The organism is Pseudomonas sp. KCJK9111 (genome assembly GCF_046231935.1).
GTDB classification, from domain to species: Bacteria; Pseudomonadota; Gammaproteobacteria; order Pseudomonadales; family Pseudomonadaceae; genus Aquipseudomonas; species Aquipseudomonas parafulva_B.
This window is the reverse complement of record NZ_JBJJMO010000006.1, coordinates 36,116-62,824: the sequence shown is the minus strand read 5'-3', so window position 1 is coordinate 62,824 and position 26,709 is coordinate 36,116. Positions and strand designations below refer to the sequence as shown.

The following is a 26,709-nucleotide window of genomic DNA, read 5'->3' as shown; positions in this document are numbered from 1 at the left end:
CGAAGTATAACCAGCCTCGCCGGGAGGCTGGATCCATTGACCACTTGGGTCAGACTTGGCCGTACTGTTGCCCGTGACGCAGCCAGCGTTCAAGCAAGGGGCTGACATGTTCCGGCCAGCGGGCCACCAATGCCTGGGCTGCATCACGAACGGCCGGGAGCAGATCGGCATCGCGCATCAGGTCAGCGACCTTGAACTGCAGCAGACCCGTCTGGCGCGTGCCGAGCATCTCGCCCGGGCCGCGCAGCTCCAGGTCCTTTTCCGCGATGATGAAGCCATCGTTGGTTTCGCGCATGATGCCCAGGCGCTCGCGGCCCACCTGTGACAAGGGCGGGTGATACAGCAGAACACAGTGGCTGGCAGCGCTGCCACGGCCCACCCGCCCACGCAACTGGTGCAGCTGGGCCAACCCCAGGCGCTCCGGGTTTTCGATGATCATCAGGCTGGCGTTGGGCACATCGACGCCAACTTCGATCACGGTCGTGGCAACCAGCAGCTGCAGATCACCGGCTTTGAATTGCGCCATGATCTCGGCTTTTTCTGCCGGTTTCATACGCCCGTGAATCAGCCCGACCCGCAATTCGCCCAGGGCGCTGCCAAGTTCCTCGTAGGTGCTCTCGGCGGCCTGGCAGGTCAGCTCTTCAGACTCCTCGATAAGGGTACAGACCCAGTAGGCCTGACGCCCTTCAGCGCAGGCGGCGCGTACCCGCTCGACCACTTCGAAGCGGCGGCTGTCGGCCACGAGCACCGTGTTGACCGGTGTACGCCCGGGAGGCAATTCGTCCAGCACGGAAGTATCCAGGTCAGCATAGGCGCTCATGGCCAAGGTACGCGGAATGGGCGTCGCCGTCATGATCAGCTGATGAGGACACAACTCGCCATTCACACCCTTTTTGCGCAACGCCAGACGCTGCTGGACGCCAAAACGGTGCTGCTCGTCGATGATGGCCAGGGCGAGGTGCTTGAACTTGACCTCTTCCTGGAACAGGGCGTGGGTACCCACCACCATTGGCGCACCGGCGGCGATCTGCTCCAGTGCACTGACCCGGGCCTTGCCCTTGAGCTTGCCGGCCAGCCAGGCGACTTCGATGCCCAGTGGCTCCAGCCAGCGCTTGAAGGTGATGTAGTGCTGCTCGGCAAGAATCTCGGTAGGTGCCATCAGCGCAACCTGGTAACCCGCCTCCAACGCCTGCAGGGCTGCCAGTGCCGCGACCACGGTCTTGCCGGCACCTACATCACCTTGCACCAGGCGCAGCATGGGTTCGTGCTGGCTGAGGTCGTAGGCAATTTCATTGGCGACCCGCTGCTGCGCCCCGGTAGGCTTGAAGCCGAGATTGGCCAGGTACTCGTCCTGCAGGCGGGAAGGCTTGGGCAGCACCGGCGCGCGCAAGCTGCGCAGGCTTTCGCGCAATCGCTGCTGCGACAGCTGGTGGGTCAGCAGCTCTTCGAATGCCAGGCGGTGCTGGGCCCAGTGGTGGCCTTCGGCAAGCTCATCGAGGTCGGCATCAGCCGGCGGGTTGTGCAAGTACCGTATGGCATCGTCCAACGGGGCCAGCTGATAATCGCGCGCAAGCTCCTCGGGCAGCCAGTCCGGCAGGCTGCGCGGCCCGAGCAAGGCCAGGCTCTGTTGGCAAAGCAGGCGTAGCCGTTGCTGGGTGAGCCCCTCGGTAGACGGGTAAATCGGGGTAAGCGTCTGTTCGACCGGCGGCGGCGGTTCGTCGCCGTTCAGTGCACGGTATTCCGGATGATAGATCTCCAGGCCCGATGCGCCCGGCCGGGCTTCGCCATAGCAACGCAGGTGAGTGCCGCGCTTGAGCCCTTCCTTCTGTGCGTTGCTGAAATGGTAGAAGCGCAGGCTCAGCACGCCGCTCCCGTCGCCCAGACGAACGACCAGGCTACGTCGCTTGCCCATGGTCACGTCCGCGCCGCTGACCACGCCCTCGATCACTGCGTCCTGCCCTGGCCGCAGTTGCCCGATCGGCACCACGCGGGTGCGGTCCTGGTAGCGCAAGGGCAGGTGAAACAACACGTCCTGCAGGTTTTCCAGGCCCACCTTGGCAAGCTTCTGCGCCATGGCGTCACCGACACCCTTGAGCACAGTGACCGGTACCTTCGACAACTCACTCATGGCTCAGGCAGTTTGCTCGGTGGGCGTTTTGGCGACCGAGCACAGGCGGATCGAGTCGGCAAGAATCTCGATGGCCTTGGGCCGCGGGAAACTGGCGCGCCACGCGATCGCCACGGTACGAAACGGCGCTGGTGCAGTCAGCGGACGCACTTCGATCACGCCCGGTGCGTAGTGATGACTGTGCACGGCAGACAGCGGCAGGATGGAGACACCCAGCCCAGAGGCCACCATGTGGCGGATGGTTTCCAGCGAGCTGGATTCGACCGTGGTGTGGCGTGCGCCTTCACCGCCCTTGTTCAGGGTAGGGCACGCCTCCAGCACCTGGTCACGGAAGCAGTGACCCTCGCCCAGCAGCAACAGGCTCTTGTCGTTGAGCGATGCCGCATCGATGGTTTTTTTCGCCGTCCACGGGTGGTCGGCTGGCATCAGTGCGCAGAAAGGCTCGTCGTAGAGCGGCAGGGTCAGCACGTCGGCCTCGTTGAAGGGCAAGGCGACGATCACCGCATCCAGTTCACCGTTACGCAGCTTCTCACGCAGCACATGGGTGAAATTTTCCTCGATGTACAACGGCATCTGCGGGGCCACACGGTGCAGCTGTGGGATCAGGTGAGGAAAGAGGTAGGGGCCGACGGTGTAGATCGCGCCTACCTTGAGCGGGGCGGTCAATTGGTTCTTGCCGGCCTGGGCCAGTTCGCGGATGCCCTGAGCCTGTTCGAGCACTTTCTGGGCCTGGGCCACGATGCCTTCGCCAACCGGCGTGAGGCGCACCGCGCTCTTGCTGCGCTCGAAGATCAGTACGCCGAGCTCATCCTCGAGCTTCTTCACACCCACCGAAAGGGTAGGCTGGCTCACATGGCAACGCTCGGCTGCATGACCGAAGTGCTGTTCCTGGGCGAGTGTGACGATGTAACGGAGTTCTGTGAGGGTCATAACGTGCGTCCATGAAGTTGCGAGCCCAGCATAGCGGCTGCAATCGATAGACGCACGTTATCAGACTTGCCGACTTGTGACAGAAACAAAACGTCAGCGGCGGTCCAGTGAGTACACGAACGGCGCGACGACTTCGATCGTCCCGTTGTTCAGCAGCTCAGCTGGCGGTTTGGGTACCTTGCCCGCTCGCCGAATCATTTCCATGGTCGCCCGGTCCAGGGACGCACTACCCGACCCACCGGCCAGTGAATACGACACGACCTTGCCCTCGGCATCGACCACGAAACGCAGGCGATTGATGCCCTGCAAGCCTCTGCGCCGCGCGTCTTCCGGGTACCGCTTGTACTTCGCCAGGTGGCGCAACAGGTCACTCTGCCAGGTCGGCAGTGCGGTGCTGTTGGAGGCGACGCTCGGTGCGGGCGCTGCGGACTTCTGCGGCGGCGTATTGCTCGGTGGTGCGTCAACCGTTTCCTTGGTCGGCGGCGCTTCCTTCGGCGGCTCAGGCTTTTTCTCAGGCTTGGGCGGCTGTGGCTTGGCCTTCGGCTTGGGCGGCTTGGGAATGGCAATCTTGGGTTTAGGGGCTTCCACTACCTTCGGCAGCGGGGGTTCTTCGACCGGCGCCGGTGGTTGGGGAACTGCTTTGGGAGGGGGTGGTGGCGCAGGCTCCGGCAGCGGTGCCAGCTCGACCATCATGGCTGCCGGCGGCAGCTCGATGGCCTGGGGCACCGACCAGTTGAGCATGAGCAGCACAGCGACGGCATGGACACCCAGCACGAGCGCCAGGCTGCCGCTGTAACGCGCCAGATTGTGCCGCGTCTTCGTCATTTCTTGGCTGCCGTCTCAAGACCTACCAGACCGACTTTGAGGTAGCCGGCCGCGCGCATGTTATTCATCACTTCCATCAGGTCACCGTAGTCCACGCCTTTGTCGGCCTGGAAGAAGATGGTGGTGTCCTTGTCACCCTTGGTCTTGGCGTCCAGCATCGGGCCAAGGCGCTCGGGCGTTGGGACCGGGTCATCGCCGACATAGAGCTTCTGGTCGGCCTTGACGCTGACGAAGACAGGCTTTTCGGGCCTGGGCGCCGGCTTGGCCGTCGAAGCAGGCAGGTCGACCTTGATGTCGACCGTGGCAAGCGGCGCTGCGACCATGAAGATGATCAGCAACACCAACATCACGTCGATGAACGGCGTCACGTTGATTTCGTGGTTTTCGGCGAGGTCGTCGCCACCTTCGTTAAGATGCAGGCCCATGGCTTACCCCACTTTCACCATGTGCGGGGCGGCGCGATCGCTGCCCTGATGGTCCAGGTCACGGCTGACCAGCAGCAGCACCTGGGCCGAAGCGTCGGACACCTGTGCCTTGTAGCCAGCGATGGAGCGGGCGAAGACGTTGTAGATGACCACGGCCGGGATGGCGGCAACCAGGCCCAGTGCGGTGGCCAGCAGCGCTTCGGCAATACCCGGGGCGACCACGGCGAGGTTGGTGGTCTGGGTCTTGGCGATGCCGATGAAGCTGTTCATGATGCCCCACACGGTGCCGAAAAGGCCCACGAATGGCGCAGTGGAACCAATGGTGGCCAGCACGCCCGTGCCGCTGCTCATATTTCGCCCGCTGGCGTGTACCAGTCGCTCCAGGCGGAAGCTCACACGCTCCTTGATGCCTTCCTTTTCGCGGGCATTGGCCGACAGGCGCATTTCCTCGAGGGCATCGTGAACCAGGGTGTGGGCTAGGGTGCCTTGCTTGTCGGAGACTTCGCTGGCTTCCTTGAGGCTGGCCGATTTCTTCAGGCGGGCTACCTCCCCGCGCAGGCGGCGCTTGGCACCCATCAACTCGAAGCCTTTGGCGATCCAGATGGTCCAAGTGATGATCGAGGCGATGGCCAGGCCGATCATGACGGCCTTGACCACGACATCGGCGTTCTTGTACATGCCCCAAGGCGACAGGTCATGGGCCATGCCGAGCGAGGTATCTTCCACCAGGGCTTGCGCGTCAGGGTCTGCAGCAGCCGGAGCCTGTGCAACGGTACCCGGTGCCGCTTCACCGGCCGGAGCGCCAGCGGGCGCAGCAGCGCTGGCCGCCGGGGCCGTCACTGGGGCAGTGGCATTGGGCTCATCGGCCATGGCGACCGGGGCCAGCGCCAGGCTGAGTATCAGCGCAGCGGTGGCACGCCAGGCGCGCGATGGGGTTGGCGAAGCGGAAGGTTGGGTACGTGTCATGCTGGCCGGACCTGATGAAGATGATGGGTGAGCGTTCTTCAAGGCCTCGAGGCAGGCCGAGAACAATTTGGCCGCCATTATTGCAAGTAATTCTTGTTAACAAAAGTAATATTGTTGCTTTTTCTCCTGCAGACGGGCTGAGCAATCGGCCCTAGAGGGCTTCAGATGTCTGACTTGAATGTGTTGATCGTAGGATGCGGGGACGTCGGCAGTCGCCTGGCTCGGCAGATGCTGGCGCGTGGTTGGCAGGTCAGCGGCCTGCGCCGTTCGGTGGCGCAGTTGCCTGATGGCGTAGCGCCGATTGCAGCTGATCTGTCGAACCCGAACATCCCAGCTGCCTGGCCTGAGCGGGCACCTGACTACGTGGTGTATTGCGTGGCTGCCAGCCAGCATGACGAGGCAGGGTATCAGGCGGCGTATGTCCAGGGGTTGAGTCATGTGCAGCGCTGGCTGGCCGAGCGTGGGCAACAACCCCGACGCCTTTTGTTCGTATCCAGCAGCAGCGTGTTTGGGCACAAGGGTGGGGAGTGGGTTGATGAGCAATCGGCCACCGAACCTGAGGGGTACTCGGGGCGTATCATGCTTGAGGCTGAAAGGCTGGCGCTGTCCGGTGCTGCGCCAGCCAGCGTGGTTCGCCTGACCGGCATCTACGGGCCAGGCCGAGAGTGGCTGTTGCGTCAGGTGCGTCAGGGTTATCGCGTCGCCGAGCAACCGCCGTTGTATGGCAACCGTATTCACGTGGACGATGCTGCCAGCCTGCTGGCATTCCTGCTGCAATGCGACAGCCAAGGCAAGGCGCTGGACGATTGCTACATCGGCGTGGACGACAGCCCAGCGCCGCTGGCCGAAGTCGTGGCCTGGCTGCGTGAGCAGTTGGGGGTTACGCAGTGGTCCGATGAGGAGCGTGTGCGTCGCACGGGCAGCAAGCGCTGCAGCAACACCCGCGCACGGGGGCTAGGCTGGTCCCCGCAGTACCCCAGTTACAAGGAAGGCTACGCGGCGATCCTCGGGCAATGATCCCCTGGCCGGCGCGCAGGTAGCTTGCGTTACCTGCGCGCCGGTTGGAGGATCGTCAGTTGTGTTGCAGCAGCCACTGGCGCTTGCCGGCTGCCAGCATCGGCATTTCATCCGGCTGGGCGCGGTTTACCGCCTGGAAGATTTCCAGCTGATTGCCATTGCGCTTGATGATGAACGGTGCCCCGCGCTGGTTGCGCTCCAGCCACAGGCTGTCATTGCTGCCGCCCATTGTTGCGCAATCACCGGCCAGGCACAGGGCGAAACGATCCGGACCGGGCAGGCCGGTGACGTTGCCGCTGTCGCTGAACGTTACGTTGGCGCCCTTGCCTGGGCCATCCATTATGGTCCAGGCGCCGCCGAGATAAGCCTGGTACAGCGCCTGCTCGAAGCTGCTGCCCAGTGGCGCATTGTTGCCACTGGGCGTCTTGGCACGCTCAAAGCGCTGTTTCGCGCCTTGCTGGTCGACTGTTTGCAGTTCGTCGCCGTCCAGCGACAGTTGCTCGGTGGCACCGCCTTCGAAGGTGGCCAGCCACTGCTTGTCATTGGCGCTGAGCTGACCGTCCGAGGCCTCGAACCCATTGCTGTAGCTGGCGCGCTGGGTGGCAACATCGAGCTTCCACTCGAAGACCGGGCCATGCTCATTCAGAGCCTGGCGAAGGTTGCCTTGCTTGACGGCCGCAGTGATGGCGTCCTGGTTGATCCAGGTGCCGTTGAAGTCTTCAGGTTTGTGGCTGGCGCAGCCGCCCAGGACCAGGGCTGCCAGCGTGAGAGGCAATGCTATGCGCATGTCGGGAACCTTCCAGGAGAGGGAAGGCGGCGAGTGCAATGCCCGCCGCCTGGGGCATCACTCGATGACGAGGATGGCGTCCATCTCGACCTGCGCGCCTTTTGGCAGCGCGGCCACGCCGATGGCGGCGCGAGCGGGGTAAGGCTGCTCGAAGTAGCGACCCATCACCTCGTTGACCTTGGCGAAATGGCTCAGGTCGGTCAGGAAGATGTTCAGCTTGACGATGTCCTTGAACGAACCGCCTGCTGCTTCGGCCACAGCCTTGAGGTTCTCGAACACCTGGACGGTCTGGGCCTCGAAGCCTTCGACCAGTTCCATGGTCTTGGGGTCCAGTGGGATCTGGCCAGACATGTACACGGTGTTACCGGCCTTGATCGCCTGCGAATAGGTGCCGATGGCGGCAGGGGCCTTGTCGCTGTTGATGACGGTCTTGCTCATGATGACTCCTTGCGGTTGGCGGACTACGTACGCATGCGGGTGATGCGAACCACACCGGTCAGGGTACGCAGCTTCTTGATCACACGCGCCAGGTGCACGCGGTCGTGCACGCTGACCACCAGTTGGACCACGCTGATACGGCCGTCGCGTTCGTCCATGCTGATCTTCTCGATGTTGCCATCGGCCGCGTTGACGCTGCTGGCCAGCAAGGCAATCAGGCCGCGCTGGTGCTCCAGCTCTACGCGCAATTCGACGTTGAATTCGCCAGTGATGTCCTTGGCCCAGGAAAGCTGGACGCATTTCTCGGGGTTGTGGCGAATTTCACTGATGTTTCGGCAGTTCTCAAGGTGCACGACCATGCCCTTGCCCGCCGAAAGGTGACCCACGATCGGGTCGCCCGGAATCGGCGTGCAGCACTTGGCATAGCTGAGCACCAGGCCTTCGGTACCGCGAATCGCCAGCGGACCTTCGGGGGCCGGCAGTTGCTCGCCTTCTGCAGACAGCAGGCGGCGCGCGACCACGTAGGCCATGCGGTTGCCCAGCCCGATGTCTTCAAGCAGGTCTTCAATCAACTCCAGGCGGTATTCGCTGAGGATGGCCTGCACGCGCTCGCGGGGAATCTGCTCCAGCGCACTGTCGAAACCAGTCAGTACCTTGTTGAGCAGCCGCTCGCCCAGGCTGATGGATTCGGAGCGGCGCTGCTGCTTGAGCGCATGGCGAATATGTGTGCGCGCCTTGCCGGTGACCACGAAGTTGAGCCAGGCCGGATTGGGTCGAGCCCCCGGTGCGCTGACGATCTCTACCGTCGAGCCACTCTGCAACGGCTCGGAGAGCGGTGCCAGGCGTCGGTTGATACGGCATGCGATGCAGCTGTTGCCAACGTCGGTGTGCACTGCGTAGGCGAAGTCCACGGCAGTGGAGCCCTTGGGCAGCTCCATGATGCGCCCTTTGGGCGTGAAGACGTACACCTCGTCCGGGAACAGGTCGATCTTGACGCTCTCGATGAACTCCAGCGAGTTGCCTGCACGCTGCTGCAATTCAAGGATGCCTTTGACCCACTGCCTGGCACGGGCATGGTTGCCCTTGGGCTGCTCATCCCCATTGGCCTTGTACAGCCAGTGCGCAGCGATACCGTTATTGGCCATCTCTTCCATTTCGCGCGTACGGATCTGGATTTCGATGGGCACGCCGTGCATGCCGAACAAGGTGGTGTGCAACGACTGATAGCCGTTGGCCTTGGGAATGGCGATATAGTCCTTGAACCGCCCTGGCAGCGGTTTGTACAGGTTGTGCACGGCACCGAGGACGCGGTAGCAGGTATCGACCTTGTCGACGATGATGCGGAAGGCATACACGTCCATGATTTCGTTGAAGGCGCGACGCTTGCCGCGCATCTTCTTGTAGATGCCATAGAGGTGTTTTTGCCGGCCACTGATCTCGCCTTCGATACCGTCGGCAGCCAGGCAGTTGGCAAGCGACTGCTCGATCTTGGCGACGATTTCCTTGCGGTTGCCCCGTGCACTTTTGACGGCGCGATGAATCAGCGACGAGCGCATCGGGTGCATGGCCTTGAAGCCAAGGTCTTCGAACTCGACGCGTACCGTGTGCATCCCCAGGCGGTTGGCGATGGGGGCGTAGATCTCGAGGGTTTCCTTGGCAATCCGGCGTCGTTTTTCGCCGGACAGCACTTCCAGGGTGCGCATGTTATGCAGGCGGTCGGCCAGCTTGACCAGGATCACGCGAATGTCGCGTGCCATGGCCATGGCCATTTTCTGGAAGTTCTCGGCTTGCGCCTCGGCCTTGGTTTCGAAGTTCATCTGGGTCAGCTTGCTGACGCCGTCCACCAGCTCGGCAACCGTCTCGCCAAACTGCTGGCTGAGGGCTTCCTTGGCAATGCCGGTGTCTTCGATCACGTCATGGAGCATGGCTGCCATTAGGCTTTGATGGTCCATGTGCATGTCGGCAAGGATGCTGGCCACGGCCAACGGGTGCGTTACGTAGGGCTCGCCACTGCGGCGACGTTGCCCATCGTGCGCTTGTTCTGCGTAGAAGTAGGCACGCCGTACCAGGTTGACCTGTTCGGGGCCCAGGTAAGTCGACAGCCGTTCGGCCAAGGCCTCTATACCCGGCATGGCTTAGCCTCCTGCCGAGATAGGGGGCCTTGCGCCTTGCGACGTCGACCGGGCATCAATCAGACAGCCTCGTTCGACTCGTCCTCGAACGCGGCAAAGACCGGATCCTCGGTGACAATTTCTTCAGCGGCGATGAATTCGTTGGTCACGATGCCTTCGGCGATTTCGCGCAGGGCAACGACGGTGGGCTTGTCGTTTTCCCACGCAACGCGTGGCTCTTTACCGCCGGTCGCCAGCTGGCGAGCGCGCTTGGTCGAGAGCATGACCAGCTCAAAACGGTTATCCACGTGTTCCAGACAGTCTTCAACAGTTACGCGGGCCATGGTCTTCCTCAGTAGCAAATGCGGTAGGCGTGCAGCCCATTAGTGGGCAGGCGGACTCGATAGTATAAAAATTCACCAGCCAATAGGGAAGCGCTGTTTTGTCGAGCGCCGCCGTGCGGTGCGCTGCGAGTCATTCAGGTACTGCGGTGCATGCCCGCGTTTGCCAGGCCTGACGATACCTCTGGGACACAGTGCAAGGACCGCCATAGACGCCTTGCAATGGCCCCGACAATAACCTCAGAGCATTGCGTCGCGCAACCGCGGGGTGAGCTCCTCGAAAAGGGTTTGGACCGAGCGCAGCGCGCGGCAGTCCGGTCGGGTCAAGAGCCACAACTGGGTGTCGCAACCTGGCAGCGGCCCGCTGAGTGCATCGACCCCTGGCAGGCTATGCACCATGTAGTCCGGCAGCGCTGCCACGCCCAGGCCAGCGGTGACCAGTTGGGCAATGGTGGACATGCCGCTGCACTGGTAGCGCGGGCTCAGGCCAGGGTGTTGCTGGTTGCGCCAGACCACCGTCGGATGGTCCTGCATGGCGTCATCCGGCGCGATCCATGGCACCGCGCTGGCGCTTTCACCGAGGCGGTCGCGCCACTGAGGTTGGCCACATATCACGTAGGACGTTGACCCCAGGTTGCGCCCCACCAGGTGTTCGGGAGGCGTGTTGGTCAGGCGCAGGGCGATGTCTGCATCTCGCCGACTGAGGTTGGCGAACACGTTTGAGGTGCCCATCTCCAGCGACAGCGCGGGGTAATTCTGCATGAAGTCGGCCAGTGCAGGCAGCAGCAGGCTGTGCATGACGGCCTCAGTGCAGGTCAGCCGCACGGTGCCGCTGACGACCTGTTCACCGCTGGTCATGGCAATGCGCGCCGCCTCGAGTGCTTGCTCGGCGCGCTCGGCCTGCTCGGCGAGGGCCTGTGCAGTATCGGTAGGCAAGTAGCCTTTGCGGCTCTTGACGAACAGAGCCGTGCCCAGCGCCGACTCCAGGCGGCGTATCGACCGGAAAACGGTCGATACGTCCACTTTGAGCAACTCGGCCGCCTTGGCCAGAGAGCGCCCGCGTTCCAACGCCAGGACCAGGGAAAGGTCGGCATGGGTAATTTGATATTGCATCGGTGCACGCTCTCGTTGCCGAATTGCCAATGTCTGTTGCGTCAGGGCCATTTTATAGTGAAACGACCCCCGGGAATCAATGCGCCCGCTGCGGTTACCAATCCCCACGATGGGAAAGTGAAAACAACAACAGCTGCAACCATCGTCGCCTACCAGGCGCCAGCCGTCTCTCCACATCGCCGCAGCCCAGCAAAGGATGTACAGCCATGACGTCGGTAGCCCCGTGCGCCCGTTCCTCACGCGAGATGAATGACTTCCTGCAGGCACACCCCGACACCCAGTACGTCGACTTGCTGATTGCCGATATGAATGGCGTCGTGCGCGGCAAGCGCATCGAGCGGGCCAGCTTGCACAAGGTGTATGAGCGAGGCATCAACCTGCCGGCATCGCTGTTTGCGCTCGACATCAACGGCACCACCGTGGAAAGCACCGGGCTGGGCCTGGATATGGGCGATGCCGATCGCATCTGCTACCCCATTGCCGGTACGCTTGCGCACGAGCCCTGGCAGAAGCGTTCCACCGCCCAGTTGCTCATGACCATGCACGAACTGGACGGTCAGCCGTTCTTCGCTGATCCGCGCGAGGTCTTGCGTCAGGTCGTGAGCCGGTTCGACGCGCTGGGCCTGTCACTGTGCGTTGCGTTGGCGCTCGAGTTCCATCTGATCGACCAGGACAACCTCAATGGGCGACCGCAGCCGCCGCGATCGCCGTTATCCGGAAAGCGTGCCCATTCGACCCAGGCCTACTTCATCGACGACCTGGACGAGTACGCCGACTGTTTGCAGGACATCCTCGAAGCGGCAAAGGCCCAGGGCTTGCCGGTGGATGCCATCGTCAAGGAAAGCGCGCCTGCGCAGTTCAAGGTCAATCTGCATCACGTGGCCGACCCCCTGAAAGCTTGTGATCAAGCGATCCTGCTCAAGCGCCTGATCAAGAACGTTGCCTACGACCACGAAATGGACACGACATTCATGGCCAAGCCCTATCCCGGCCAGGCGGGCAGTGGTCTGCATGTTCACCTGTCGCTGGTGGAAAAACACAGCGGCAGGAACCTCTTTGCAAGCGAAGATCCACTGAGGTGCGACGCGTTGCGCCATGCTATCGGCGGCATGCTGCAGACGCTCCCTGCGTCCATGGCCTTCCTGTGCCCGAACATCAATTCGTATCGCAGGTTCGGCGCCCAGTTCAATGTGCCAAATGCCCCAGGCTGGGGCTTGGATAACCGTACCGTCGCCCTGCGTGTACCGACGGAAAACAGCCGAAGCACGCGCCTGGAACATCGCGTGGCAGGTGCAGACGCCAATCCTTACCTGATGCTTGCGGTGATTCTTGCTGGCGTTCACCATGGCCTGACCCACCAGATCGAGCCGCAGGCGCCCATTGAAGGCAATGCTTTCGAGCAACTGGAGCAGAGCCTTGCGAACAACCTGCGCGACGCGTTGCGTGCGCTGGAAGACAGTGACGTACTCAGGCAATACATCAGTGCGCACTACATCGATATCTTCGTGGCCTGCAAGGACAGCGAGCTGGCCGAATTCGAGGCGTCGATTTCCGACCTCGAATACAACTGGTACCTGCACACCGTGTAGCGCCAAGGCGCCTGCATGAGGCCAGGGGAAGGTTTTGCAGCGGGCTCTGAGTGGGCAGGCCTTGGCGAGAGGCTTGTTAAAAACAATTCCAACATCTACGGCTGATACTCATGAGCGATTACACAGAAGCCGGCCGCCCACCCGATGTGGCGGCTGGCGAAAGCATCCAACAGGGTGGCAAGGGCCTGGCCAAGGGCCGATTGGGGCTGTTGGCCAGCGTGGTGCTGGGCATCTCCACCATTGCGCCGGTCTACACCCTTACCGGCGCCTTGGGCCCGACCGTGCGCGAGGTCGGGGCTCACCTGCCGGCGGTGTTCATCGTCGGGTTCCTGCCCATGCTGCTGGTCGCCCTGGGTTATCGCGAGCTGAATTCGGCCGAGCCGGACAGCGGTACGTCGTTCACCTGGTCGGCGCGAGCCTTCGGCCCGATGATCGGGTGGATCGGCGGTTGGGGGCTGGTGGTGGCGACTACCATCGTGCTGTCGAACCTGGCCGGTGTGGCGGTGGATTTCTTCTACCTGTTCCTCGGCCAGATCACCGGCAACCCTGAGCTGGCGGCGCTTGCCGACAACTTGATGATCAACATCGTGACCTGTTGCGTGTTCATTGCCTTGGCAGTGTGGATCTGTTGCCGGGGCATGACCACGACCATGACCGTGCAGTACGGTCTGGTGGCGTTGCAACTGCTGGTACTGGTGGGCTTTGCCTTCGCAGCGTTCGGCGAAACAACGGCGCCACCACCCCTGGCGTTCGATTTCGCCTGGTTCAACCCGTTCGGGGTCGAATCCTTCTCGGCGTTCGCCGCCGGCCTATCGTTGTCGATCTTCATTTTCTGGGGCTGGGACGTATGCCTGACTGTCAGTGAAGAGTCGGTAGGCAGCGAAGAGGTTCCGGGCAAGGCAGCCACCTGGACCGTGCTGTTGATTCTGGGCCTGTACCTGCTGACGGCCATTGCCACCTTGCAGTTCGCCGGCATCAGCGAGTCGGGGCTGGGCCTGAACAACCCGCGCATCCAGGAAAACGTGTTCGCCCATCTGGCCGGCCCGGTCATGGGGCCGCTGGCAATCCTGATGTCCATCGCGGTACTGGCCAGCACTGCCGCTTCCTTGCAATCGACCTTCGTCTCGCCTGCGCGCACCCTGCTTGCCATGGGCTATTACGGGGCGGTACCGCAGAAGTTTGCCAAGGTCTGCCCGCGCTCACAGACGCCGCGTTACGCCACGATCTGCGCCGGGGTCGCCGCCGGACTTTTCTACGTCACCATGCGCACGCTCAGCGAGAACGTACTGGCCGACACCATCACCGCCCTGGGCATGATGATCTGCTTCTATTACTCACTCACGGCCTTCGCCTGCGTCTGGTATTTCCGCAGCAGCCTGTTCGGCAGCCTTCGGCATTTACTCATGCGCGGGCTGTGCCCTTTGGTGGGCGGGGTGATCCTGTCGGTGATCTTCGTGCGCACGGCCATAGACAGCGCCTCGCCGGACTTCGGCAGTGGCTCGCACGTGGGCGGGGTCGGGCTGGTGTTCGTGATCGCGGCGATCATCTCCGTCCTGGGGATCGTGTTGATGCTGATGTCCCGGCTGCGAGCCCCGGCCTACTTCCTGGGGGCCACGCTGCGTCAGCACGCCACCTTGCCGTTGCAGGACTAACCAGGGCCGGGGCCCTGCCTATGACGTGCTGAAGGTTATGCAAGGGCCTCCCAGGAGGCCCGTGCACATCAGCCGATCAACTGCTCGAGCAGTGCCCCATGACGGTGTTGCTGCTTCTTCAGGAGCAGGCGATTGGCACGGAACACGGCCTTCAAGTCCGCCAGTGCCGTATCGAAAACATCGTTGATGATCACGTAGTCGTACTCGTCGTAATGCACCATCTCGCTGACGGCCTCTTTCATGCGCCCAGCGATGATCGCGTCACTGTCCTGGCCTCGGCCATCAAGGCGCTCGCGCAATGCGGCCTGGCTTGGCGGCAGGATGAAGACCGACAGCGCCTGTGGCATCAGCTTGCGCACCTGCTGCGCGCCTTGCCAGTCGATTTCCAGGATCAGGTCGAAGCCTTGGTCCAGCGTCTGCTGCAGGGCGCTGCGCGAAGTGCCATAGAAGTTGCCGAACACTTCGGCATGCTCCAGAAAATCGCCCTGTTCAATCAGTGCCCTGAAGGCATCATGCTCGACAAAGTGGTAGTTCACACCATGCTGCTCGCCAGGACGCATGGCGCGGGTGGTGTGCGAGACGGAAACACGGATCTGCTTGTCGTCCTGGGTCAGGGCGTTGACCAGGCTGGTCTTGCCGGCGCCGGACGGAGCGGAAACGATATAGAGGGTGCCGCTGGTGAGGTTCATGGTCGGTGTGGCCTTACTCGATGTTCTGTACTTGTTCACGCATCTGTTCGATCAGTACCTTCAGGTTGACCGCCGCCTGCGTGCTGCGGGGATCGAAGGCTTTGGAACCGAGCGTGTTGGCTTCGCGATTGAGTTCTTGCATCAGGAAATCCAGACGACGCCCGGCGGCACCTGCACCCTTGAGTACGCGTCGTACTTCGGCGACATGGGTGTCGAGGCGATCAAGCTCCTCGGCCACGTCGCTCTTCTGGGCCAGCAGGACCATTTCCTGTTCCAGGCGCTGCGGGTCGATTTCAGCCTGAAGGTCGTTGAAGCGGTCCAGGATCTTCTGACGTTGCGCGGCCAGCATCTGCGGCACCAGCGCTCGCAGCGTCGTGACCTCTTCGGCCATGCTGTCCAGGCGCTCGTTGATCAGACGGGCCAGTTCCTGGCCTTCGCGCTGACGCCCGGCCTTGAGTTCAGCAAGCGCGTCGTTGAACAGCGCCATGGCCTGGGCATTTAGTGCCTGTGGGTCGCTGGCATCAGCGACCAATACGCCTGGCCAGGACAGCACTTCCAAGGGGTTGAGCGGCGCCGGCTGCTGGATCAACGCCGCCACTTGCTCGGCGGCGGCCACTAGCTGCGCAGCGCGCTCGCGGTCGACCTGCAACGGCTTGCCGCTGCTGTCCTCGTTCAGGCGCAGGGTGCACTCCACCTTGCCTCGGGAAAGGCCTTGGCGCAGGCCTTCACGCACGCCACCTTCAAGGTCGCGCAGGGCGTCGGGCAGGCGCAGGTGCGGCTCCAGGTAACGGTGGTTGACCGAGCGCAGCTCCCAGACCAGGGTGCCTTGGCTGCCGGCGCGCTCGACCCGTGCGAACGCGGTCATGCTGTGCACCATGGGGGTACCTCGCGTATAGGTTGGACATTGCAGCCTGCTGGCTGCGAGGCGCAGGATTGTAGCGCACTGGGGCCTTGCGGCCCAATGCGCCGCTGCGCCTGAGCGACGGACAGGACCGCCGCAAATGCAGGCGTGCTGGACCGTCAGCGACGATAGGCGTGTCCTCACTAGGCTACGGGCTCTATAATGCCTGCCAGATTCAATGTCCCAGTACAGGTATCCCAGATGAAACGTCCAAGTGGTCGCGCCGCCGATCAGCTCCGCTCGATCCGCATCACCCGCAACTACACCAAGCACGCCGAAGGGTCGGTACTGGTCGAGTTCGGTGACACGAAAGTCATCTGCACGGTCAGCGTGGAAAACGGCGTGCCGCGCTTTCTCAAAGGCCAGGGCCAAGGTTGGTTGACCGCCGAATATGGCATGCTGCCACGCTCGACGGGTGAACGTAACCAGCGCGAAGCCAGCCGTGGCAAGCAAGGTGGTCGCACGCTGGAGATCCAGCGCCTGATCGGCCGCTCATTGCGCGCGGCGCTGGACATGAGCAAGCTCGGTGACATTACGCTTTACATCGATTGCGACGTCATCCAGGCCGATGGCGGCACCCGTACAGCCTCCATTACCGGTGCCATGGTTGCCGTCTGCGATGCCCTGGCCGTGATCAAGAAGCGTGGTGGCCTGAAGGCGGGCAATCCGCTCAAGCACATGATCGCCGCCGTGTCGGTGGGTATGTATCAGGGTGAAGCGGTACTCGACCTGGACTACCTGGAGGACTCGGCAGCCGAAACCGACTTGAACGTGGTCATGACCAGCGCTGGCGGGTTCATCGAGGTGCAAGGTACGGCAGAAGGTGCGCCGTTCCAGCCAGAAGACTTCAACGCCATGCTTGCCCTGGCGCAGAAAGGGATGGACGAGATCTTCCAGCTGCAGCAAGCCGCGCTGGCAGACTGAACCTGATCAGGAGGGTGCAGGCATGACCGATCCGAATCTTTCGATCATCCCGCCCAGTGCCGAGGTCAGGCAGTGGGCGATGCTCTGCCACCTTTCCGCGCTCCTTGGCCTGGTGATCCCGCTCGGGCACCTGCTGGGGCCGTTGGTGCTGTGGCATCTGAAGCGCGAGCAGGACCCGTTCATCGATGCGCAAGGCAAGGAAGCGCTGAATTTCCAGATCAGCGTGACCGTGGCAGGGTTCATCTGCCTCCTGCTGATATTCGTGGTGATCGGGCTGGTGCTGTTTGCCGTGCTGTCAGTGGCGGTGATGATTCTGATCGTCATTGCTGCGGTACGGGCCAACGAAGGCAAGCCTTACCGCTACCCCATGATCTGGCGACCGATCAAATAGCCAGGTGGGGCTGCAAGGCAGCCCCACTGGTTGCTCAGATGGTCAGCGTCCAGTCGTAGTCGACGATCAGCGGCGCATGCTGGGAGAAGCGCGGCTGGCGTGGCAAGCGCGCGTTGCGCACGAAGCGGCGCAGGCCGGGGGTAAGGATCTGGTAGTCGAACCGGTAGCCCAGGTTCAGCATTTCGGCCTGCTCGTTGTCCGGCCACCAGCTGTACTGGTCACCCTCACGGCTGACTTCTCGCAGGGCATCCACGTAACCCATCTCGCCGGTAATGGCATCCATCCAGGCACGCTCTGGCGGCAGGAAGCCCGGCGACTGCTGGCTGTCACGCCAGTTCTTGATGTCGAGCTTCTGCTGGGCCACATAGAACGAGCCGCAATAGATGTACTCGCGGCGCTTGCGACGCTGCTTGTCCAGGTACTTGGCGAAGTCGTCCATCAACTTGAATTTCTGGTTCAAGTCTTCATCCCCGTTCATGCCCGAAGGCAAGAGCAGGCTGGCAATACTGACTTTGTCGAAATCTGCTTGCAGGTAACGCCCGTAACGGTCGGCTGTCTCGAAGCCCAGGCCGGTGATGACTGCCTTGGGCTGCATGCGCGAATAAAGGGCCACACCACCTTGGGCAGGCACCTCCGCGTCGCAGGCATAAAGGAAATAGCCATCGAGCTGGAAAGCTGGGTCATCGAGTTCAAAGGCCGAGGCGCGGGTATCCTGAAGGCAGATGACGTCGGCATTCTGGGCCTGTAGCCAGCTGAGCAAACCACGCTCGGCCGCAGCCTGAATGCCATTAACGTTCACACTGATGATCCGCATAAATGGCCCCATAAATCTCGTGCGTGTATGATACCCGAGCTCAACCCATTTAGCTAAATCCGTGGTGTCCGGGACTTTCCATGCAGCCGTATCAGCGCGACTTCATCCGTTTTGCCATCGATCGCGGGGTCCTGCGTTTCGGTGAATTCACTCTCAAGTCCGGGCGTACCAGCCCGTACTTCTTCAACGCTGGCCTGTTCAACACAGGTTCGGCGCTGGCCGAGCTGGGGCGTTGCTACGCCGCCGCCATCGTTGACAGCAAGATCTCGTTCGACGTGCTGTTCGGCCCGGCCTACAAGGGTATTCCCCTGGCCGCGACCACTGCCGTCGCGCTGGCTGACCAGCATCGGCAAGACGTGCCCTGGTGCTTCAACCGCAAGGAAGCCAAGGACCACGGCGAAGGCGGCAGCCTGGTCGGTGCGCCCCTGGCAGGCGATGTGCTGATCATCGACGACGTGATCACTGCCGGTACCGCCATTCGCGAAGTCATGCAGATCATCAAGGCGCAGCAGGCCAACGCCGCTGGCGTGCTGATCGCATTGAATCGTGAAGAGCGTGGCAATGGTGAGCTCTCGGCCATCCAGGAGGTGGAGCGCGACTTCGGCATACCGGTGGTCAGTATCGTCTCGCTGACTCAGGTACTGGAGTTCCTGGCTGACGATCCGCAGCTCAAGCAGCACCTGCCGGCGGTTGAGGCCTATCGGGCGCAGTACGGGATCTGACCCAGGGCCTGGAAGCGAAAAAGGCGACCTCGGTTTGAGGTCGCCTTTTTTTGTGTCGCCAGTTTGGCCCTGTCACCGGCTGCCGGCGACAGGGCCATGCAGGTCAGGAAAGCGACTTGTGGTTGGTGATCAAGGTACCCACGCCGCTGTCGGTGAAGATTTCCAGCAGCACCGCGTTCGGCACGCGGCCATCGATGATGTGTGAGCTGTTCACGCCGCCTTGCACCGCATCCAGGGCGCATTTGATCTTCGGAAGCATGCCACCGTAGATGGTGCCGTCGGCGATCAGCTCGTTGACCTGCTCTGTGGTCAACCCGGTCAGGACCTGGCCCTGCTTGTCCATCAGTCCGGCGATGTTGGTCAGTAGCATCAGCTTCTCGGCCTGCAGCGCTTCGGCGACCTTGCCTGCTACCAGGTCAGCATTGATGTTGTAGGACTCGCCATTGATGCCGACGCCGATGGGGGCGATCACGGGAATGAAATCACCCTTGACCAGCATGTTCAGCAGGTCGGTGTTCACGCTCACCACTTCACCCACATGGCCGATGTCGATGATCTCGGCGGTGGTCATTTCCGGCGTCTGGCGGCTGACGGTGAGCTTGCGTGCACGGATCAGCTCCGCGTCCTTGCCGGTCAGGCCGATGGCGCTGCCGCCGTGCCGGTTGATGAGGTTGACGATGTCCTTGTTGACCTGGCCGCCCAGTACCATTTCCACAACGTCCATGGTCGCCGAATCGGTCACGCGCATGCCGTCGATGAAATGGCTTTCGATGGAGAGACGCTTGAGCAGATCACCGATCTGCGGGCCGCCACCGTGCACCACCACCGGGTTGATGCCCACGGCCTTCATCAGCACGATGTCGCGGGCGAAGCCCGTCTTGAGCTCCTCGCTTTCCATCGCGTTGCCGCCGTACTTGATCACCAGCGTCTTGCCGACGAAGCGGCGAATGTAGGGCAAGGCTTCGGACAGCACTTCGGCTACGTGGGTGGCGGCATCGCGATCGAGGGTCATGCAGGGCTCCTGTGAGGCCAGATAGTCGGTCAGAACGGCAGTTGCAGATCAGGTTCTACCCGCAGCAACTGAGTGCGAAAAACATCCTTGATACGCTGCAACTGCGCATGGCTGTCGGCCTCGAAGCGCAGTACCAGAACCGGCGTGGTGTTGGAGGCACGCACCAGGCCCCAGCCCTGTGCATAGTCCACTCGCACACCGTCGATGGTGGTCAGGCGCGCGTCACCCCAATCGGCGTCGCGTTGCAGTGCATCAATGATGCTGAATTTACGTTCGTCGGTCACATCAATATTGAGTTCCGGCGTGGAAATATCGTTGGGGAACGCGGCGAACACGGTTTCGGCGCTCTGCTCGGTCTTGCTGAGGATTTCCAGCAGGCGCGCAGCGCTGTAGATGCCGTCGTCGAAACCGTACCAGCGTTCCTTGATGAAGATATGACCGCTCATCTCGCCTGCGAGCAAGGCGCCGGTCTGCTGCATCTTCTTCTTCATCAACGAATGACCGGTCTTCCACATCAGGGTACGACCGCCCAATCGTTCGATCAGGGGGATCAGGCGTCGGGTGCATTTGACGTCGAAGATGATTTCGGCGCCTGGGTTGCGAGCCAGGACATCCTGGGCAAACAGCATCAGCAAGCGGTCGGCGTAGATGATGCTGCCGGCCTCGGTTACCACACCGACGCGATCCGCGTCGCCGTCGAATGCCAGGCCGAGGTCCGCCCCCGTGCGCCTGACGGTGTCGATCAGCACCTGAAGGTTCTGCGCCTTGCTGGGGTCGGGGTGGTGGTTCGGGAAGTTGCCGTCCACTTCGCTGAACAGCGCAATCACCTCGCAGCCCAACGCTTCGATCAGTTGCGGTGCGATCACGCCAGCGACGCCATTGCCGCAATCCACGACCACCTTGAGCTTTCTGGCCAGCCTCACGTCACTGACGATCCGCTGGAAATAGCGCTCCAGAATCGCTACCTGTTGCACATGCCCTGTGCCGAAGGTCAGGTCATTGGCCTGCAAGCGGCCGAGCAGCGCCTGGATCTGCTCGTTGGCCAGGGTGTCGCCGGCAATGACGATCTTGAAGCCGTTGTAGTCCGGGGGGTTGTGACTACCGGTGAGCATCACGCCCGACTTGCCGCCTAGTACGTGGGTGGCGTAGTACAGCGCCGGCGTGGGGACCAGACCGAGGTCGTTCACATGGCAGCCTGCCTCGACCAGGCCGCGGATCAGAGGCTCGACGAGCAATGGGCCGGACAGGCGACCGTCGCGGCCCACGCTGACCTGGGGTTCGCCCATGGCCAGGCTCTGTGCGCCGACGGCGCGGCCTATCCAGTAGGCAGTATCGGCGTACAGCGTCTTGCCGACGATGCCGCGGATGTCGTAAGCGCGAAAGATACCTGGCGGCAAGTGGGCGCGAACCGCCGGGGCCATGTCGTTCATCTGGAAAACCCCATCAGTCAGAAGCGCTCGGTTGCAGGCGCACGCAGAGCGCTTGGACGAAGGTTACGGCCCGGAGTTCGCCATCCGTGGCGATTTTGCTCATGTCCGGTTCAACGGGTGCCGGAATGACCAAAGCCACCGGCGCCGCGCTGGCTCTGGTCGAACGACTCGACGATCTCGAACTGCGCCTGTACCACGGGCACGAGCATCAGTTGGGCGATACGCTCACCGACTGCGATGGTGAAGGTGGTGGTACCGCGGTTCCAGCACGACACCATCAGCTCGCCCTGGTAATCCGAATCGATCAGCCCAACCAGGTTGCCCAGCACGATGCCATGCTTGTGGCCCAGGCCCGAGCGCGGCAGCACCAGTGCGGCAAGACCCGGGTCGCTGATATGGATGGACAGGCCTGTCGGAATCAGCACCGTCTGGCCGGGTTCGAGCACCGTGTCTTGCGCGAGCAGGGCGCGCAGGTCCAGGCCGGCAGACCCCGGCGTGGCGTATTGCGGCAACGGAAATTCGGTACCCAGGCGTGGGTCGAGGATCTTGGCTTGTAATGCGTGCATGTAACTTATTGAACCTGGTTGAGCCGTTCGGCGATGAAGGCAACCAGCTGGCGGGCGATCTTGCCCTTGCTGGTCTGCGCGAAGAGGGTCTGGTGCTGCTGGCGATCGATCACGGTCAAGGCGTTCTCTTCACTGTTGAAGCCGATGCTGGGGTTGGCCACATCGTTGGCGACGATCAGGTCGAGGTTTTTATCCTTGAGCTTGCGCGTGGCGTAATCGAGCAAGTGTTCGGTCTCGGCGGCGAAGCCGACACTGAAAGGGCGGTCGGTGCGACCGGCCAGGGTGGCAAGGATATCGGGATTGCGCACCATCTGCAGCAGCATGCCATCGCCAGTCGTGGGATCTTTCTTCAGTTTTTGTGGCGCTATCACCTCTGGGCGGTAGTCCGCCACCGCCGCCGACGCGATGAACAGGTCGCATGGCATGGCCGCCTCACAGGCCGCCAGCATGTCCCGCGCGCTGACCACGTCGATACGGCTGACCCGGTCGGGGGTGGGTAGGTGCACAGGGCCGGTCACGAGGGTCACCCGAGCCCCGGCTTCGGCGGCCGCCTCGGCTAGGGCAAAGCCCATCTTCCCGGAGCTATGATTGGTGATGTAGCGCACCGGGTCGATGTTCTCCTGGGTGGGGCCGGCGGTGATCAGCACGTGCTTGCCGGTCAATGCCTGGCGCTTGAAGCTCTCGGCGGCGCACCAGGCCAGGTCGGTGGCCTCGAGCATGCGGCCCAGGCCTACGTCGCCACAGGCCTGGCTGCCCGAGGCAGGGCCGAACACCTGAATGCCGCGGCTCCTGAGCACCTGGAGGTTGGCCTGGGTCGCAGCGTCACGCCACATGGCCTGGTTCATGGCCGGGGCGACGGCAACGGTGGCATCGGTGGCCAGTACCAGGGTCGTCAACAGGTCATCGGCCATGCCCTGGGCCAGGCGTGCCATGAGGTCGGCGGTGGCCGGAGCGATCAGTACCAGGTCAGCCCATTTGGCCAGCTCGATATGGCCCATGGCCGCCTCTGCTGCCGGGTCGAGGAGGTCCAGGTGCACCGGGTGGCCGGACAGCGCCTGCAAGGTCAGCGGCGTGATGAATTCAGCGCCACCGCGGGTCATGACGACACGCACCTGGGCGCCGTGCTCCAGGAGTCGGCGGATCAGTTCGGCGCTCTTGTAGGCGGCGATGCCACCACCGACGCCAAGAACGATGCGCTTGCGATACAGCCGCTGCATAGGGTTGCCTTTTTCCAGTGAAAGCGGGCGGCGACAGGAACTGCGTGCGGCAGAGCGTCGCATGTACGAGGGCAAATAGATTAACACAGGGCCGAAATGGGCCGCAGCAAGGGCAGGGCAGCGATGAACATCAGGGAATGGCCGGCTCAGGATCGGCCAAGGGAAAAGCTACTGCAGCGTGGGGCGGCGGTGCTGTCTGACGCCGAACTGCTGGCTGTGCTGCTGGGGTCAGGCGTTGCAGGGCGCAATGTGCTTGACCTGGCGCGCGGCCTGCTGGTGCGCTTTGGCGGCTTGCGGCCGTTTCTCGAGGCCGATCGGCGGGCGGTCTTGCGCGAGCCTGGCATAGGGGAGGTCAAATACGCACAGCTGCAGGCATTGCTGGAAATCGGTCGTCGCTACCTCGATGAAGGGATCACCCGCGCCGCGGCGCTGGAGGAACCCCAGGCCGTACGGCGCTACCTCAAGGCCATGCTGCGCCATGAACCCAGCGAGGTGTTCGGTTGCCTGTTTCTGGACACCAAGCACCGACCGTTGGCGTTCGAGATCCTGTTCAGGGGTACCATCGACCGAGCCAGTGTCTATCCGCGGGAAGTGGTGCGGCGTGCATTGATGCACAACGCCGCGGCGCTGATCCTCTGTCACAACCACCCTTCGGGCAACAGCGAACCCAGCAAAGAGGATGTGCACCTGACCCTTTCGCTCAAGCGTGGGCTGGCCTTGATCGATGTACGCGTGCTGGATCACATCATCATTGGCGACGGGGAGCCGCTGTCCATGGCCGAGCACGGGTGGGTCGTAGCTTAGGGCACGCCACCGCGAGCGCGGCGCAGTTCAGGATGACCTGTCATGACCGGGGGTAAGGGTGGCGCCTTACCCGATCGCCGCAACGCTCAAGCGTACTAAGGCCTACTTGGTCACGCTCACCTTGCTGAAGTCCAGCCGGCCGAACGGGTTGACCTGATAACCCTCGACACCCTGACGCAGCAGGGCCGCCGCCGTGGGATGCGCCAATGGCACCCACAGCGCCTGCTGCTGGATCAGGGTCTGCGCCTGCTGGTACAGCCGGCTGCGCACGCTCTGATCATTGGTGGTGCGACCGGCACTGATCAGCTGATCCAGGCGATTGTCACAGAACCGCGCGAAGTTGGTCCCGGACTTGACCGCTGCACAGGAGAACTGCGGGGTGAGGAAGTTATCCGGGTCGCCGTTGTCGCCTGCCCAGCCCATGAACAGCAGGTCATGCTCGCCGGCCTTGGCGCGGCGGATGAGTTCGCCCCATTCGATCACCCGAATTTCAGCCTTGATGCCCACCTTGGCGAGATCAGCCTGCAGCATCTGCGCGCCCAGGCTGGGGTTGGGGTTGAGCAGGCTACCGGAAGGGCGTGTCCAGATCGTTGTGCTGAAGCCGTCCGCCAGGCCGGCCTTGGCCAGCAGGGCCTTGGCTTTCTTCACATCCAGTGGGTAACCGGGCAGGTCCTTGGCATAGCTCCAGGTATTGGGCGGATACGGGCCATTGGCCGCAATCGCCGAGTCTTCGAAAACAGCCTTCACGTAGGCCTGTTTGTCGAAGGCCAGGTTGATGGCCTGGCGCACCTCTGGCTTGTCCAATGGTGGGTGCTGGCTGTTGAGCGCGATGAATGCCGTCATGAACGCTGGCGTGCTGGCCACCTTGAGGCTGCTGTCCTGGCTGGCCTCGGCAATGTCCAGTGGCTTGGGCGACAGGGCTACCTGGCACTCGTTGCGCTTGAGTTTCTGCAGGCGCACGTTCGCATCGGTGGTGATGGCGAAGATCAGTGGGTCGACGGCTGGCTTGCCGGCAAAGTAGTCAGGGTTGGCGCGATAGCGCACCACCGCGTCCTTCTGGAACCGCTGGAAGACGAATGGCCCGGTGCCGATGGGTTGGCTGTTGAGTTTCTCGGGCGTGCCCGCCTTGAGCAACTTGTCGGCATATTCGGCTGAATAGATCGAGGCAAAGCCCATGCTCAGGGTGGCCAGGAAGGTCGCATCCGGGTGGGTAAGGGTAAAGCGCACGGTATTGGGCGCCGGCGCGTCGATCGTCTTGATCAGGCTGCCCAGTTGCAGCGACTGGGCATGGGGGTAGCCGCCGGGCGCTGTCTTGTGCCAGGCGTGAGCGGGGTAGAGCATGCGCTGGAAGCTGAACAATACGTCGTCGGCATTGAGCGTACGGCTGGGCTTGAAATAGGCAGTGGTATGGAACTTCACGTTGTCGCGCAGGGTGAAATCGTACACCAGGCCATCGGCTGACACCGTCCAGCTGGCGGCCAGGCTCGGCACCACCTTGCCTTTGCCTGCGTCGAATTCCACCAGGCGGTTCATCAGCACATCGGCCGTGGCATTGGTGGTGGTCAGCGAGTTGTACTGCACCACGTCGAAGCCTTCGGGGCTGGCTTCGCTGCAAACGCTCAGTGGCGCTGCCTGGGCTGCACCCACGGCAAGCAGGGAGGTGAACAATAAGGAAAGGGCGGCGGCACGCATGGTGGCTCCTTGGCTGTCAGTGGCCCATCTGCCAGTGCAGTCTGGAAAAGGCCTACCCTAGTGTGACTGCCAGAAAATGACCACACTCTTTTTTACAATATTGGCGACGAACGGTCGGCGCCTGATAGGGCCTTCGGTCATGCTGCTCGCGGCGGTTCGCCTCGGCTCGAATGTTGATCAGGTATTGTTGCAATCGAGTCTTTCTGGTATAAAGCAGCGCTCTTTTCTAGGGGCTCGGCCTGTCGCATCAGCGAATCCGGTCGATAAGACCTCCAGAATCACGGCGCCTCGGCGCCAAAGACTGAGAGATTAAGCGGCCAACCCATGCCGGGTTGGGCATGTGGTTTTAGAGGGCTGAGTCATGTCGAGAGTCTGTCAAGTTACTGGTAAGGGTCCAGTAACCGGGAACAACATTTCCCACGCAAACAACAAAACCCGTCGTCGTTTCCTGCCAAACCTGCAGCACCACCGTTTCTGGGTTGAATCCGAGAAGCGTTTCGTGCGTCTGCGCGTTTCCGCCAAAGGCATGCGCATCATCGACAAGCGCGGCATCGATGCCGTACTGGTTGACATCCGTAAAGCTGGCGCCAAGGTTTAAGGGAGAGCATCATGCGTGAATTGATCCGTCTGGTTTCGAGTGCCGGTACCGGCCACTTCTACACCACCGACAAGAACAAGCGCACCACCCCGGACAAAATCGAGATCAAGAAATACGATCCCGTTGTTCGCAAGCACGTGGTGTACAAGGAAGCCAAGATCAAGTAATTGATCGGCGACCTGAAAAAAACCCGCCCCTGAAGAGAGGCGGGTTTTTTTATGTCTGGCCGAAAGGGTCAGCTGGCCAGGGATCACTTCTGCTCGAACAATGCATAGATCTTGCGGCAAGGCTCCAGCACTTCCCATGTCCCTTTGAATCCGGCGGGTATGACGAACCGATCACCCGCACGCAGCGTCTTGCTGGCGCCCCGTTCGTCGCGCAGCACCGACACGCCCTGCACGATTTCGCAGTACTCATGCTCGGTGTAGTTGACCTCCCACTGGCCCACTTCCCCCTCCCAGACGCCAGCGGCAAACTGCCCGCAGGGGCTTGCATAGTGGTTGTACACGGCCTGGTCCGGCTCGCCTTTGAGCACTTTTTCGGCGGCGGGGCGATAGCGCTCGGCCTCGGTGATGGCCTGGGCGAAGTCGATGATACTGTCGATACTCATAAAGAGGCTCCTGCATG

28 protein-coding genes are annotated in these 26,709 nt (G+C 62.3%); 9 read left to right on the top strand and 19 right to left on the bottom strand.

Going from position 1 to position 26,709, the window contains the following annotated elements; all coding sequences use genetic code 11:
• Positions 1–49: 49 nt before the first annotated feature.
• The 5 genes from recG to exbB form a co-directional block, all read right to left on the bottom strand.
• Positions 50–2,128, bottom strand: a complete 2,079-nt coding sequence (recG, locus tag ACK59L_RS04480; RefSeq protein WP_023532570.1) for an ATP-dependent DNA helicase RecG — start codon at positions 2,126–2,128, stop codon at positions 50–52.
• A gap of 3 nt (positions 2,129–2,131) precedes the next feature.
• Positions 2,132–3,058, bottom strand: coding sequence for a hydrogen peroxide-inducible genes activator (locus ACK59L_RS04475; protein ID WP_023532770.1), 927 nt, complete (start codon positions 3,056–3,058; stop codon positions 2,132–2,134).
• Positions 3,059–3,151: 93 nt separating this feature from the next.
• The gene (locus ACK59L_RS04470) at positions 3,152–3,883 is read right to left on the bottom strand and encodes an energy transducer TonB (RefSeq protein ID WP_027913359.1); all 732 of its coding nucleotides are present in this window, start codon (positions 3,881–3,883) and stop codon (positions 3,152–3,154) included.
• Positions 3,880–4,308, bottom strand: coding sequence for a TonB system transport protein ExbD (exbD, locus tag ACK59L_RS04465; RefSeq protein WP_058602766.1), 429 nt, complete (start codon positions 4,306–4,308; stop codon positions 3,880–3,882). The genes ACK59L_RS04470 and exbD overlap by 4 nt, the downstream gene beginning before the upstream one ends.
• 3 nt (positions 4,309–4,311) lie before the next feature.
• Complete coding sequence (gene exbB / locus ACK59L_RS04460; RefSeq protein ID WP_409272114.1) at positions 4,312–5,274, bottom strand: tonB-system energizer ExbB; 963 nt, start codon at positions 5,272–5,274, stop codon at positions 4,312–4,314.
• Positions 5,275–5,439: 165 nt separating this feature from the next.
• On the opposite strand from exbB, the gene ACK59L_RS04455 reads away from it, so the two are divergent.
• Complete coding sequence (locus ACK59L_RS04455) at positions 5,440–6,291, top strand: SDR family oxidoreductase (RefSeq protein WP_409272112.1); 852 nt, start codon at positions 5,440–5,442, stop codon at positions 6,289–6,291.
• Positions 6,292–6,346: 55 nt separating this feature from the next.
• On the opposite strand, the gene ACK59L_RS04450 is transcribed toward ACK59L_RS04455, so the two are convergent.
• The 5 genes from ACK59L_RS04450 to ACK59L_RS04430 all read right to left on the bottom strand — a co-directional run bounded on the left by ACK59L_RS04450 (position 6,347) and on the right by ACK59L_RS04430 (position 11,081).
• Entirely contained in the window at positions 6,347–7,078 is a 732-nt protein-coding gene (locus ACK59L_RS04450) for a hypothetical protein (RefSeq protein ID WP_196134673.1), read from the bottom strand.
• Between the two features lie 57 nt (positions 7,079–7,135).
• Positions 7,136–7,516 (bottom strand): RidA family protein, encoded by a 381-nt coding sequence (locus ACK59L_RS04445; protein ID WP_009684531.1) that lies wholly within the window; start codon positions 7,514–7,516, stop codon positions 7,136–7,138.
• 23 nt (positions 7,517–7,539) lie between these two features.
• A complete protein-coding gene (gene spoT / locus ACK59L_RS04440) occupies positions 7,540–9,648 on the bottom strand; it encodes a bifunctional GTP diphosphokinase/guanosine-3',5'-bis pyrophosphate 3'-pyrophosphohydrolase (RefSeq protein ID WP_027913364.1) in 2,109 nt (702 codons plus the stop codon).
• Between the two features lie 59 nt (positions 9,649–9,707).
• On the bottom strand, positions 9,708–9,971 hold the full coding sequence (gene rpoZ / locus ACK59L_RS04435) for a DNA-directed RNA polymerase subunit omega (RefSeq protein ID WP_012312123.1): 264 nt from the start codon (positions 9,969–9,971) through the stop codon (positions 9,708–9,710).
• A 237-nt stretch (positions 9,972–10,208) separates the two neighbouring features.
• Entirely contained in the window at positions 10,209–11,081 is an 873-nt protein-coding gene (locus ACK59L_RS04430) for a LysR family transcriptional regulator (RefSeq protein WP_058602769.1), read from the bottom strand.
• Positions 11,082–11,287: 206 nt separating this feature from the next.
• Here ACK59L_RS04430 and ACK59L_RS04425 point away from each other — a divergent pair, with 206 nt between their 5' ends.
• Together ACK59L_RS04425 and ACK59L_RS04420 are read left to right on the top strand one after the other, a co-directional pair.
• The gene (locus ACK59L_RS04425; RefSeq protein WP_409272109.1) at positions 11,288–12,670 is read left to right on the top strand and encodes a glutamine synthetase family protein; all 1,383 of its coding nucleotides are present in this window, start codon (positions 11,288–11,290) and stop codon (positions 12,668–12,670) included.
• A 110-nt stretch (positions 12,671–12,780) separates the two neighbouring features.
• Positions 12,781–14,322: an APC family permease gene (locus ACK59L_RS04420; RefSeq protein ID WP_196134675.1), complete on the top strand. Its 1,542-nt coding sequence runs from the start codon at positions 12,781–12,783 to the stop codon at positions 14,320–14,322.
• Positions 14,323–14,390: 68 nt separating this feature from the next.
• Here the strand turns inward: ACK59L_RS04420 and gmk are convergent, their stop codons facing one another.
• Both gmk and ACK59L_RS04410 read right to left on the bottom strand, forming a co-directional pair.
• The gene (gmk, locus tag ACK59L_RS04415) at positions 14,391–15,011 is read right to left on the bottom strand and encodes a guanylate kinase (protein ID WP_196134676.1); all 621 of its coding nucleotides are present in this window, start codon (positions 15,009–15,011) and stop codon (positions 14,391–14,393) included.
• 13 nt (positions 15,012–15,024) lie between these two features.
• The gene (locus ACK59L_RS04410; RefSeq protein WP_027913369.1) at positions 15,025–15,888 is read right to left on the bottom strand and encodes a YicC/YloC family endoribonuclease; all 864 of its coding nucleotides are present in this window, start codon (positions 15,886–15,888) and stop codon (positions 15,025–15,027) included.
• A gap of 225 nt (positions 15,889–16,113) precedes the next feature.
• Between ACK59L_RS04410 and rph the strand changes: the two genes are divergently transcribed.
• The gene (rph, locus tag ACK59L_RS04405) at positions 16,114–16,836 is read left to right on the top strand and encodes a ribonuclease PH (protein ID WP_023532860.1); all 723 of its coding nucleotides are present in this window, start codon (positions 16,114–16,116) and stop codon (positions 16,834–16,836) included.
• Positions 16,837–16,858: 22 nt separating this feature from the next.
• Positions 16,859–17,227, top strand: a complete 369-nt coding sequence (locus tag ACK59L_RS04400) for a DUF4870 domain-containing protein (RefSeq protein ID WP_023532399.1) — start codon at positions 16,859–16,861, stop codon at positions 17,225–17,227.
• 34 nt (positions 17,228–17,261) lie between these two features.
• On the opposite strand, the gene ACK59L_RS04395 is transcribed toward ACK59L_RS04400, so the two are convergent.
• Positions 17,262–18,041, bottom strand: a complete 780-nt coding sequence (locus ACK59L_RS04395; RefSeq protein ID WP_023532406.1) for an exodeoxyribonuclease III — start codon at positions 18,039–18,041, stop codon at positions 17,262–17,264.
• An 80-nt stretch (positions 18,042–18,121) separates the two neighbouring features.
• On the opposite strand from ACK59L_RS04395, the gene pyrE reads away from it, so the two are divergent.
• Positions 18,122–18,763, top strand: a complete 642-nt coding sequence (gene pyrE, locus ACK59L_RS04390; protein WP_058602773.1) for an orotate phosphoribosyltransferase — start codon at positions 18,122–18,124, stop codon at positions 18,761–18,763.
• Between the two features lie 103 nt (positions 18,764–18,866).
• On the opposite strand, the gene argB is transcribed toward pyrE, so the two are convergent.
• From argB to coaBC, 4 genes are all read right to left on the bottom strand, one after another.
• The gene (gene argB / locus ACK59L_RS04385; protein WP_023532327.1) at positions 18,867–19,775 is read right to left on the bottom strand and encodes an acetylglutamate kinase; all 909 of its coding nucleotides are present in this window, start codon (positions 19,773–19,775) and stop codon (positions 18,867–18,869) included.
• A gap of 29 nt (positions 19,776–19,804) precedes the next feature.
• On the bottom strand, positions 19,805–21,205 hold the full coding sequence (locus tag ACK59L_RS04380; protein WP_409272104.1) for a phosphomannomutase/phosphoglucomutase: 1,401 nt from the start codon (positions 21,203–21,205) through the stop codon (positions 19,805–19,807).
• 110 nt (positions 21,206–21,315) lie between these two features.
• Positions 21,316–21,771 carry a dUTP diphosphatase gene (dut, locus tag ACK59L_RS04375; protein WP_409272102.1) on the bottom strand — a complete coding sequence of 152 codons (456 nt, stop codon included), beginning with the start codon at positions 21,769–21,771 and terminating at the stop codon, positions 21,316–21,318.
• Between the two features lie 5 nt (positions 21,772–21,776).
• Positions 21,777–22,988, bottom strand: coding sequence for a bifunctional phosphopantothenoylcysteine decarboxylase/phosphopantothenate--cysteine ligase CoaBC (gene coaBC, locus ACK59L_RS04370; protein WP_023532606.1), 1,212 nt, complete (start codon positions 22,986–22,988; stop codon positions 21,777–21,779).
• A 123-nt stretch (positions 22,989–23,111) separates the two neighbouring features.
• On the opposite strand from coaBC, the gene radC reads away from it, so the two are divergent.
• On the top strand, positions 23,112–23,792 hold the full coding sequence (radC, locus tag ACK59L_RS04365; protein WP_409272100.1) for a RadC family protein: 681 nt from the start codon (positions 23,112–23,114) through the stop codon (positions 23,790–23,792).
• Between the two features lie 102 nt (positions 23,793–23,894).
• Here the strand turns inward: radC and ACK59L_RS04360 are convergent, their stop codons facing one another.
• Positions 23,895–25,484: an ABC transporter substrate-binding protein gene (locus ACK59L_RS04360; protein WP_058602777.1), complete on the bottom strand. Its 1,590-nt coding sequence runs from the start codon at positions 25,482–25,484 to the stop codon at positions 23,895–23,897.
• Between the two features lie 361 nt (positions 25,485–25,845).
• Between ACK59L_RS04360 and rpmB the strand changes: the two genes are divergently transcribed.
• Positions 25,846–26,082: a 50S ribosomal protein L28 gene (rpmB, locus tag ACK59L_RS04355; RefSeq protein ID WP_003253504.1), complete on the top strand. Its 237-nt coding sequence runs from the start codon at positions 25,846–25,848 to the stop codon at positions 26,080–26,082.
• Positions 26,083–26,093: 11 nt separating this feature from the next.
• On the top strand, positions 26,094–26,249 hold the full coding sequence (gene rpmG / locus ACK59L_RS04350) for a 50S ribosomal protein L33 (RefSeq protein ID WP_003253507.1): 156 nt from the start codon (positions 26,094–26,096) through the stop codon (positions 26,247–26,249).
• A gap of 83 nt (positions 26,250–26,332) precedes the next feature.
• Here the strand turns inward: rpmG and ACK59L_RS04345 are convergent, their stop codons facing one another.
• Positions 26,333–26,692 (bottom strand): cupin domain-containing protein, encoded by a 360-nt coding sequence (locus ACK59L_RS04345; RefSeq protein WP_392526910.1) that lies wholly within the window; start codon positions 26,690–26,692, stop codon positions 26,333–26,335.
• Positions 26,693–26,709: the final 17 nt, after the last annotated feature.

What these genes read in the sequence shown, in the direction of transcription:
- dut (WP_409272102.1), bottom strand. Translation starts at nt 21,771, where the DNA reads ATGCACGCATTACAAGCCAAGATCCTCGACCCACGCCTGGGTACCGAA.
- coaBC (WP_023532606.1), bottom strand. Translation starts at nt 22,988, where the DNA reads ATGCAGCGGCTGTATCGCAAGCGCATCGTTCTTGGCGTCGGTGGTGGC.
- argB (WP_023532327.1), bottom strand. Translation starts at nt 19,775, where the DNA reads ATGACCCTCGATCGCGATGCCGCCACCCACGTAGCCGAAGTGCTGTCC.
- exbB (WP_409272114.1), bottom strand. Translation starts at nt 5,274, where the DNA reads ATGACACGTACCCAACCTTCCGCTTCGCCAACCCCATCGCGCGCCTGG.
- ACK59L_RS04425 (WP_409272109.1), top strand. Translation starts at nt 11,288, where the DNA reads ATGACGTCGGTAGCCCCGTGCGCCCGTTCCTCACGCGAGATGAATGAC.
- rpoZ (WP_012312123.1), bottom strand. Translation starts at nt 9,971, where the DNA reads ATGGCCCGCGTAACTGTTGAAGACTGTCTGGAACACGTGGATAACCGT.
- spoT (WP_027913364.1), bottom strand. Translation starts at nt 9,648, where the DNA reads ATGCCGGGTATAGAGGCCTTGGCCGAACGGCTGTCGACTTACCTGGGC.
- ACK59L_RS04470 (WP_027913359.1), bottom strand. Translation starts at nt 3,883, where the DNA reads ATGACGAAGACGCGGCACAATCTGGCGCGTTACAGCGGCAGCCTGGCG.
- ACK59L_RS04445 (WP_009684531.1), bottom strand. Translation starts at nt 7,516, where the DNA reads ATGAGCAAGACCGTCATCAACAGCGACAAGGCCCCTGCCGCCATCGGC.
- ACK59L_RS04400 (WP_023532399.1), top strand. Translation starts at nt 16,859, where the DNA reads ATGACCGATCCGAATCTTTCGATCATCCCGCCCAGTGCCGAGGTCAGG.
- ACK59L_RS04395 (WP_023532406.1), bottom strand. Translation starts at nt 18,041, where the DNA reads ATGCGGATCATCAGTGTGAACGTTAATGGCATTCAGGCTGCGGCCGAG.
- ACK59L_RS04410 (WP_027913369.1), bottom strand. Translation starts at nt 15,888, where the DNA reads ATGGTGCACAGCATGACCGCGTTCGCACGGGTCGAGCGCGCCGGCAGC.
- ACK59L_RS04430 (WP_058602769.1), bottom strand. Translation starts at nt 11,081, where the DNA reads ATGCAATATCAAATTACCCATGCCGACCTTTCCCTGGTCCTGGCGTTG.
- recG (WP_023532570.1), bottom strand. Translation starts at nt 2,128, where the DNA reads ATGAGTGAGTTGTCGAAGGTACCGGTCACTGTGCTCAAGGGTGTCGGT.
- exbD (WP_058602766.1), bottom strand. Translation starts at nt 4,308, where the DNA reads ATGGGCCTGCATCTTAACGAAGGTGGCGACGACCTCGCCGAAAACCAC.
- rph (WP_023532860.1), top strand. Translation starts at nt 16,114, where the DNA reads ATGAAACGTCCAAGTGGTCGCGCCGCCGATCAGCTCCGCTCGATCCGC.
- ACK59L_RS04420 (WP_196134675.1), top strand. Translation starts at nt 12,781, where the DNA reads ATGAGCGATTACACAGAAGCCGGCCGCCCACCCGATGTGGCGGCTGGC.
- gmk (WP_196134676.1), bottom strand. Translation starts at nt 15,011, where the DNA reads ATGAACCTCACCAGCGGCACCCTCTATATCGTTTCCGCTCCGTCCGGC.
- ACK59L_RS04360 (WP_058602777.1), bottom strand. Translation starts at nt 25,484, where the DNA reads ATGCGTGCCGCCGCCCTTTCCTTATTGTTCACCTCCCTGCTTGCCGTG.
- rpmG (WP_003253507.1), top strand. Translation starts at nt 26,094, where the DNA reads ATGCGTGAATTGATCCGTCTGGTTTCGAGTGCCGGTACCGGCCACTTC.
- ACK59L_RS04450 (WP_196134673.1), bottom strand. Translation starts at nt 7,078, where the DNA reads ATGCGCATAGCATTGCCTCTCACGCTGGCAGCCCTGGTCCTGGGCGGC.
- ACK59L_RS04345 (WP_392526910.1), bottom strand. Translation starts at nt 26,692, where the DNA reads ATGAGTATCGACAGTATCATCGACTTCGCCCAGGCCATCACCGAGGCC.
- pyrE (WP_058602773.1), top strand. Translation starts at nt 18,122, where the DNA reads ATGCAGCCGTATCAGCGCGACTTCATCCGTTTTGCCATCGATCGCGGG.
- rpmB (WP_003253504.1), top strand. Translation starts at nt 25,846, where the DNA reads ATGTCGAGAGTCTGTCAAGTTACTGGTAAGGGTCCAGTAACCGGGAAC.
- ACK59L_RS04380 (WP_409272104.1), bottom strand. Translation starts at nt 21,205, where the DNA reads ATGAACGACATGGCCCCGGCGGTTCGCGCCCACTTGCCGCCAGGTATC.
- ACK59L_RS04455 (WP_409272112.1), top strand. Translation starts at nt 5,440, where the DNA reads ATGTCTGACTTGAATGTGTTGATCGTAGGATGCGGGGACGTCGGCAGT.
- radC (WP_409272100.1), top strand. Translation starts at nt 23,112, where the DNA reads ATGAACATCAGGGAATGGCCGGCTCAGGATCGGCCAAGGGAAAAGCTA.
- ACK59L_RS04475 (WP_023532770.1), bottom strand. Translation starts at nt 3,058, where the DNA reads ATGACCCTCACAGAACTCCGTTACATCGTCACACTCGCCCAGGAACAG.